At 37.8% G+C, this 6,829-nt stretch carries 8 protein-coding genes; 2 read left to right on the top strand and 6 right to left on the bottom strand.

What is annotated here, in order from left to right:
• Window positions 1–840: 840 nt before the first annotated feature.
• Together BM161_RS07210 and BM161_RS14465 are read right to left on the bottom strand one after the other, a co-directional pair.
• The gene (locus BM161_RS07210; RefSeq protein WP_218150244.1) at window positions 841–1,437 is read right to left on the bottom strand and encodes a LysR substrate-binding domain-containing protein; all 597 of its coding nucleotides are present in this window, start codon (window positions 1,435–1,437) and stop codon (window positions 841–843) included.
• Window positions 1,434–1,727, bottom strand: coding sequence for a helix-turn-helix domain-containing protein (locus tag BM161_RS14465; protein ID WP_218150243.1), 294 nt, complete (start codon window positions 1,725–1,727; stop codon window positions 1,434–1,436). The genes BM161_RS07210 and BM161_RS14465 overlap by 4 nt, the downstream gene beginning before the upstream one ends.
• Before the next feature lie 114 nt (window positions 1,728–1,841).
• On the opposite strand from BM161_RS14465, the gene BM161_RS07205 reads away from it, so the two are divergent.
• Window positions 1,842–2,879 carry a YeiH family protein gene (locus BM161_RS07205; protein WP_074931321.1) on the top strand — a complete coding sequence of 346 codons (1,038 nt, stop codon included), beginning with the start codon at window positions 1,842–1,844 and terminating at the stop codon, window positions 2,877–2,879.
• Here the strand turns inward: BM161_RS07205 and BM161_RS14185 are convergent.
• The 4 genes from BM161_RS14185 to BM161_RS07180 form a co-directional block, all read right to left on the bottom strand.
• On the bottom strand, window positions 2,802–3,542 hold the full coding sequence (locus BM161_RS14185; RefSeq protein WP_083425712.1) for an adenine-specific methyltransferase EcoRI family protein: 741 nt from the start codon (window positions 3,540–3,542) through the stop codon (window positions 2,802–2,804). The two genes, BM161_RS07205 and BM161_RS14185, sit on opposite strands and share 78 nt — an antisense overlap.
• Before the next feature lie 166 nt (window positions 3,543–3,708).
• Window positions 3,709–4,056, bottom strand: coding sequence for an IS66 family insertion sequence element accessory protein TnpB (gene tnpB, locus BM161_RS07190; RefSeq protein WP_074931320.1), 348 nt, complete (start codon window positions 4,054–4,056; stop codon window positions 3,709–3,711).
• The gene (locus tag BM161_RS07185) at window positions 4,053–4,406 is read right to left on the bottom strand and encodes a hypothetical protein (RefSeq protein ID WP_074931319.1); all 354 of its coding nucleotides are present in this window, start codon (window positions 4,404–4,406) and stop codon (window positions 4,053–4,055) included. Before BM161_RS07185 ends, tnpB begins: the two co-directional genes overlap by 4 nt.
• Before the next feature lie 99 nt (window positions 4,407–4,505).
• Window positions 4,506–5,843, bottom strand: a complete 1,338-nt coding sequence (locus BM161_RS07180; protein WP_083425711.1) for an MATE family efflux transporter — start codon at window positions 5,841–5,843, stop codon at window positions 4,506–4,508.
• Window positions 5,844–5,931: 88 nt separating this feature from the next.
• Between BM161_RS07180 and BM161_RS07175 the strand changes: the two genes are divergently transcribed.
• Window positions 5,932–6,822: a helix-turn-helix transcriptional regulator gene (locus tag BM161_RS07175; protein ID WP_074931318.1), complete on the top strand. Its 891-nt coding sequence runs from the start codon at window positions 5,932–5,934 to the stop codon at window positions 6,820–6,822.
• Window positions 6,823–6,829: the final 7 nt, after the last annotated feature.

The raw sequence follows: 6,829 nt of genomic DNA, 5'->3' as shown, positions 1-6,829 counted from the left end.
TGCCTTGACCTGCCCATATAACTATCGGCATCGTATGATGACCATCTTATTTTTGCTTCAGGCTTGGCACGGGTACCGGTGAAATTCTTCGTGCCGGAAATCTGTTTTTTCAGGTTTGCCGTGACCGACTATATGTGTTTGATTCAGGACGCTTTTCCTGGAATCTTTTTCTGAATTGCGATTCAGGCTTTGCTTTTTTATTTTGAACGGAAGCTCTATTTTTCTCAAAAAAGAAGACTGCCTGAAAAAGACAGCCTTAAGTGATTATTTTTTGAGGATTCTTATTGACAAGCTGGGGCCTTATATGTGTTATGCCTTGTTACTACAAAAATATATCTTTTAGCGGCAGCACCGACTGCCGCGTACAATAGATTTACTTCAAAAATTCATACTCAAACAAAATAGGAACAATTTCTGAATTGTAATAATTTTTACACAATTCTTTCATTGCCTGTAAATCTGAATGTACCTGAATGTTATTATACACCGTTTTTCCGGTTATTTCATCGGTATATGATGTATCTATTTCTGCAAAGATTTGATAAATACCGTCTGTTAATTCTTTCCTGCATCTCTTTAACCCTGTACTTGCACTGATTGTTTTTCTTGGTTTTGAAAAATCTGAACGGCTTTCGTTTAAGACAAGCTTTACAGGCCTTATTCCCCTCGTCTTATATTCAATCTACTATGTCTGCGCAGTAATAATACACACGAAAGGCGGACTAATAGAACAGGGATACGACTGGTACGGATTTTTTGTACTCGGACTAAAAAGTATATTTATCGTACTCCCGGTATTTTTTGTCTTTGTATACCTCACATGTCTTGTACTCTGGAAACTCAACAGAAAAAAGATTTAAGCTCAGAACAAAGCATTTTTATTTCTCCGGCAAAGGCACTGTCCTTCTGCCAGAGAAAAGTAAAATCATGCTTCATAGAAAAATCCTTCAGCCTGATTTGCATGAGACTTCCTTCCTTAAGTTCCTTTTCTACAGCAGCTCTGTACAAAAAAGAAATACCACAGTCTTCAAGCAGAAGCTGAATTACAGAATGCATGTTTTCTATCTGAATATAGTGGGAAAAATTTTCTACAGAATAATTCTGAAGGGCAAGATTCCTCTCCAGAATATTACGCGTACCTGAACCGGGTTCCCTTATGATAAGGCGCTCTTCAAAAAGATCTCTTAAAAAACGCGGCTTATTTTTAAATACATGATTACTTGAACAGACTGCAACAAAATCTACAGTCTTATAAACGAGGGTTTCGAAAGTCTTTTCCGGAAAATAACCTTCAACAAGGGCAAAATCAATTTCACCGTTTTCAAGAGACTTAAGAAGATCCTGTGTATTTGAAAAATGAATTTTAAAATTTACTTCCGGATGCTTTTTTAAATACTGACTTACGGGAGAAGAAACAACATATTCTCCGATTGTCATTGTAACTCCGAATGAAACGTTTTTTTCAAGCTGGGATTTTTTAAAAGAGTGTCCCTTAGCTTTTTTTCGTCATTTCTTATAAGCATCATTTTTTCACACAAAATTCGTCCTTCATCCGTAAGCAAAAGCTTTTTACCGTCCTGTTCAAACAGCTTTACGCAATAAAAATCTTCAAGATACTTAATATGCTGCGAAACTGCAGGCTGTGTAATATTAAGCTCACGTGCAGCATGAGTAAAATTCATAAAACGACAGACACAAAGAAAAGTATCGACACGAAAATCAAGCACAAAAAGCCTCTCTAAACCATAAGAATATATTATGATAACATTATAATATATAATTTTACCTTTTGAAAATATAATGCTATACTCTCGCCGTAAAGCAAACGGAGGTTTATGACAATGGACTTTATAAAGAAAAACATACCGGGAATTCTTATCTGCCTTGCAATCGCAGTACCTTCCTGGTTTTTAGGAAAACTCTTCCCCGTAATAGGAGGAGCCGTAATCGCAATAATCGCAGGAATGATAATAGCACTGTTCTGGAACGACAAAGGAAAAGCTCAGGACGGAATAAAATTTACTTCTAAAATGATCCTTCAGGCAGCAGTCGTACTTCTTGGATTTGGAATGAATCTTGGGGTCGTAGTAAAAACCGGCCAGCAGTCACTACCTATAATTATCTGCACGATTACGACTTCACTTCTTATCGCCTGGATACTTCACAAAGCCCTTAAAGTAAAAGGAAACACAGCAATACTCGTTGGAGTAGGATCTTCAATCTGCGGAGGCTCTGCAATCGCAGCAACAGCACCAGTCGTAGACGCAGACGACGATGAAGTCGCCCAGTCAATTTCCGTAATATTTTTCTTTAACGTACTTGCAGCCCTCATCTTCCCTACACTCGGAAAACTCATAGGCTTTGACACAACATCAGGCGAAGCATTCGGCATCTTTGCAGGAACAGCGGTAAATGACACCTCTTCCGTAACAGCCGCAGCCTCAACATGGGACAGCATGTGGAACCTCGGAAGCCAGACCCTGGACAAAGCCGTAACCGTAAAGCTCACAAGAACACTCGCAATAATACCCATAACACTCGTACTCTCACTCATACAAACAAAAAAAGCAAAACAAAAAGGAGGAGAAACACAGGGATTCAGCCTTAAAAGAGCCTTCCCCATGTTCATACTCTACTTTATAATTGCATCCCTCATCACTACGATAGCACTACACTTTGGAGCAAATCAGAAAATCTTTACACCTCTCAAAGAACTAAGTAAATTCTTTATCGTAATGGCAATGGGAGCAATCGGCCTCAACAGCAACGTTATCAAACTCGTAAAAACAGGAGGCAAACCTCTACTTATCGGCGCCTGCTGCTGGATCGGCATCACGGCGGTAAGCCTTATCATGCAGCACTTTATGGGAATCATGTAGCGAAATTATAAACATGCTCACACAAAGCACAATCTGAAGCAGCGTTGAGCATGGTGTTGCAAGACCAATCCTAAAAAGACTTGGATCTGATGAACGGCTCATGGCATAGGAAACAGGAATTCGCACGCAGAAAGCGCCGATAATCCCCTGTGCCATGACAAAGCCGGTTTTAACAAAACCATTAAAGTAACCGGTAAAGCAGAACAAAAACGAAACAAAAAGAGTATCAATAGAATAAGCCTTAAGATAACTGTGTGCCACCTCAACGACAGCCTTATCCTTAGAAAATATCGAAGCAAGAAAATCTCCGTAACCTTGAAGTTCTTTTATACCGATTTCCTCAACAGTTGGAACTTTGCTTCCATTTTTCTCACCACAATATTCAAGAGATATTGCTTTTTCGCTGTTGTTCTGACTGAATAAATCTCTTTCCTGATTCTTGTAGCAGGTTGTAATAAGTTTTTTCAAACCTAGCGTTTCAAAATTGTAAGAAAAATAATGAAAGAAATTGCTTACCCGCGGGTCATCGCAGTTGCACAGTACAGTTTTACCTTTGAAGTGTTCTTTATAATATTTAAGCTCGTTGGAAATATCATTTAACTGAGTGTAGAACTCATCTTCTTTTGCATCCCTGGCTTTTCCGAGACTTCCATTTTTGGACATACAATTCTTCCTTTTGTTTTTTTGGAGAAAATTTGTATGTCCAACAATTTTAAATACTAAAAATTCTTCCGGCTCAGTGAGCCGTGGGCATAACAATAGTTATAAGTATCCGTATAACCAATACAAATATATCAAAATATTACAATTATTTATAGAGAAACTGAGATTAATCAATACTCTCAAACTTCATCGCTTCATAGGCACAGAAGAAATCTATTCCTTTCAGAAGCATTATCACTTCATCAATCTTTATTTCTTTTGCCTCTTCTGCTGTGTCCGGCCACGGCCACTGCCCTTTTTCCAAAATCTTTTGAGCAATCCAAAATCCGTTTGTATCCCACCAGACTAATTTCAGATGTTTTCTCTGCCCATTGCAAAACATGAATACTGCTCCACTAAACGGATCCTGTTTCATAATATCACTAATCACATGAATAATACGTTCTTTACTGATTCTCATATTTGTTGTGCCTGGTCTTAGAAAAATACGAGTGTTAGTAAAATCAAACTTCATATACTTGCTGCCGTCTGGAAGATTTTGAATAGTATTGTTTCTTCTGTAGTTATAGGAATGTCAATTTCTATTCCCCCTGCCCTGACTGTGATAAGTTCTTTTCGGTCTATTCCGACAGAAATACGGTGTTTGGATGAAGCTGGAATATCAAGTTCGACAAACTCTGATGCCTGAAAAACTTCTGTATTTTCTGGAAGTCCGAGCTTAGCTCTTTCAATCTTTTCATGGATCCATGAACGCAGAGCTTCAGGCTGGATGTTGTGCATCTGGCTGAAACTATCAATATCCATATTTGAAACTGCAAACTCATTAATTAATTCTTCTTTGACTCGTTTTACTGGGAATATCATAAAAAAATCTCCTCGCTGTGAGGAGATTGTAGTTCATATTTATTTGCTTTCGTAGGGGGTGTTAATTAGACGCTTACGTATATCCCCCTTTCACATTCGTTACACTGCAATATTCTTCATCCACCTTTTGCTTTTCAAAAGCCATACACTTATGATTAAGCGTACATATTCTTCCAGAGATAAAATCAGATATACCCACCAGATTGAAAGCTTAAAATAATATGCCGCAAGGAAGCCCATAGGAACTCCGAATGCCCATGGCCCAATAATATTAATAAGCGTCATAAACTTTGTCTGACCGCCACTTTGAAGAACTCCGCCGCCTATAACCATATTAAACACTTTTGCCGTAAATACAACTGCAAAGGCAATAAGGATTCTTATTGTGATTAATCTTGTTTCCGGTGCTACATTGAAAAGCTTTACGTATAGCGGACTGATTGCACAGACAATAATTCCAATCAGAATACCAGAGCCAACTGTCAGTTTTACAAAATCAATTGACTGGGAATAAGCCTTATCATTATCATCTGCGCCAAGACTATTTCCAACAATGATTCCTGCAGCACTTGAAACACCACACAAAGCACCAATTGCAATTCCCTGGATCGGATACATAAGAGTCATTGCAGCACAGGCTTCAGTTCCAAGATGTCCGTAAATTACAGCGTAAACATTTTCTCCAAGAGACCACAAGAATTCACCAATAAGAATCGGCATTAAAATTGCAAATGCGTTTTTATAAAACTCTTTTGAAAAAAGTACGGTTGGTTTAAGAAACAGATTCTGCTTTTTCTTTTCGCGTATAAACAGTGTTAATACAATCAGCATTTCCACACATTGTGAAATTACCGTAGCAAGTGCCGCTCCAGCTTCTTCCAGACGAGGGAAAAACAAAATACCATAAATTAAAAACCAGTTCATTACTGTATTTGTGATGATTGCAATTATTCCAGCTACAGCCGGAAGCTTTGCTCTGTTCATATTTCGCAATAAAGTTGAAATGTACATTGTAATTACACAGGCTAAATATCCAGGAGTTCGGTAAATCAGATAAGAAGCTGCCTTTGCCACTGTATTTTTATCATTAGCATAAAGCGACATTACCTGATTCGGAACAAACACAGATAGCAAAGAAAAGAACACAACAAGGATAAGAGAAAGATACATCGGCAGATAAAAACTGTCTCTTACACCCCTTTCGTTCTTTGCTCCAAAGTATTGGGAAATAAGAATACCTGCTGCCGTTACAATAGCCGCAACAGTTACGCTGAACAGAGAAGTAAATTTACCGGCAAGTCCGATTCCCGCTATACATTCACTTCCAAGAGAGCCGATCATAATCTGATCAATAAGCGAAAGTGAAGACTGCATAAGGCACTGAACCGTTACTGGAAGTGCAATTTCAATTAGTTTTATCTTAAAATCTTTATCCATGATATTGACAGAATACAACTGTTTTGGTGTAAAATCTTGTTAAATAAACCTTAGTTTTTAACACAATACTACTGTTTTAAGGATTATAATGGCTTCTACACGCGAGAGAATACATCAGACAATCAATCACGGCAAAAAGACTTTCCCGTACAGCGTATATCATGTTTGCATTCCAGACTGGATGAAAAAATATCCGCTCCACTGGCATGACGAATTTGAAATGATTTATATTTACAAAGGCCAGGGCATGTTTTCTGTAAACGGCTTTAAGAATGTCTGCAAGGAAGGTGATTTAATTATTGTTCCACCGGGATCTATTCATTCCATCGATCAGAAACAAAATGATTTTGTAGAATATTTTAATATTATTTTTTCACTTTCTCTTCTTGAAGAAAATCCGGAATCTCACTGCTTTAGAAATTACCTTAGTCAGCTTTCAGAAAACGACTGTATGAAAGATTTGTTTTTATTCTCCGCCTCCCCTATTTGTAAAAGGCTCACTCCCCTAATTTGTGATTTAATTGCACACAGACATGCTGAATACTCGGGCTATGAAATGATGATTAAAGCAAGGCTTTATGAAATCCTTTTCATTTTATTTAACGAAAATCTGAATGATAAAAAGTCCAGTCCGCAAAATCAGCGTGAAAAAGAAAATGCACTGCGACTCAAAAAAATCCTTTCTTACATGAAAGAACACTTTGCAGAAAAAATCACAATTGAAGAAGTAAGCGAAATCACGTCTCTTTCTGAAAGCCGCTTTATGACTTTTTTCAAAAATCAGACGGGCACAAGCTTTATAAAATATCTGAATGATTACCGTCTGGAAGCCGCCGCAGAACAGCTGCTCCAAACGCGAAAAGCAATTACTCAGATTGCCCTTGAAAACGGCTTTGAAAATATCTCATACTTTGTCCGTGCATTTAAATCAAAATACAACTGCACACCGCACGAGTATAGAAAAGCTGGCAATGAATAATCTGATT

Source organism: Treponema bryantii (assembly GCF_900113965.1).
In the GTDB taxonomy this organism is placed as follows: Bacteria; Spirochaetota; Spirochaetia; order Treponematales; family Treponemataceae; genus Treponema_D; species Treponema_D bryantii_A.
This window is presented reverse-complemented; position numbering and strand designations above follow the sequence as displayed.

Excerpts from the sequence above, each read along its gene's own strand:
- BM161_RS07180 (WP_083425711.1), bottom strand. The coding sequence starts at position 5,843 with ATGGATAAAGATTTTAAGATAAAACTAATTGAAATTGCACTTCCAGTA.
- BM161_RS14185 (WP_083425712.1), bottom strand. The coding sequence starts at position 3,542 with ATGTCCAAAAATGGAAGTCTCGGAAAAGCCAGGGATGCAAAAGAAGAT.
- BM161_RS07175 (WP_074931318.1), top strand. The coding sequence starts at position 5,932 with ATGGCTTCTACACGCGAGAGAATACATCAGACAATCAATCACGGCAAA.
- BM161_RS07185 (WP_074931319.1), bottom strand. The coding sequence starts at position 4,406 with ATGATATTCCCAGTAAAACGAGTCAAAGAAGAATTAATTAATGAGTTT.
- BM161_RS07205 (WP_074931321.1), top strand. The coding sequence starts at position 1,842 with ATGGACTTTATAAAGAAAAACATACCGGGAATTCTTATCTGCCTTGCA.
- tnpB (WP_074931320.1), bottom strand. The coding sequence starts at position 4,056 with ATGAAGTTTGATTTTACTAACACTCGTATTTTTCTAAGACCAGGCACA.
- BM161_RS07210 (WP_218150244.1), bottom strand. The coding sequence starts at position 1,437 with ATGACAATCGGAGAATATGTTGTTTCTTCTCCCGTAAGTCAGTATTTA.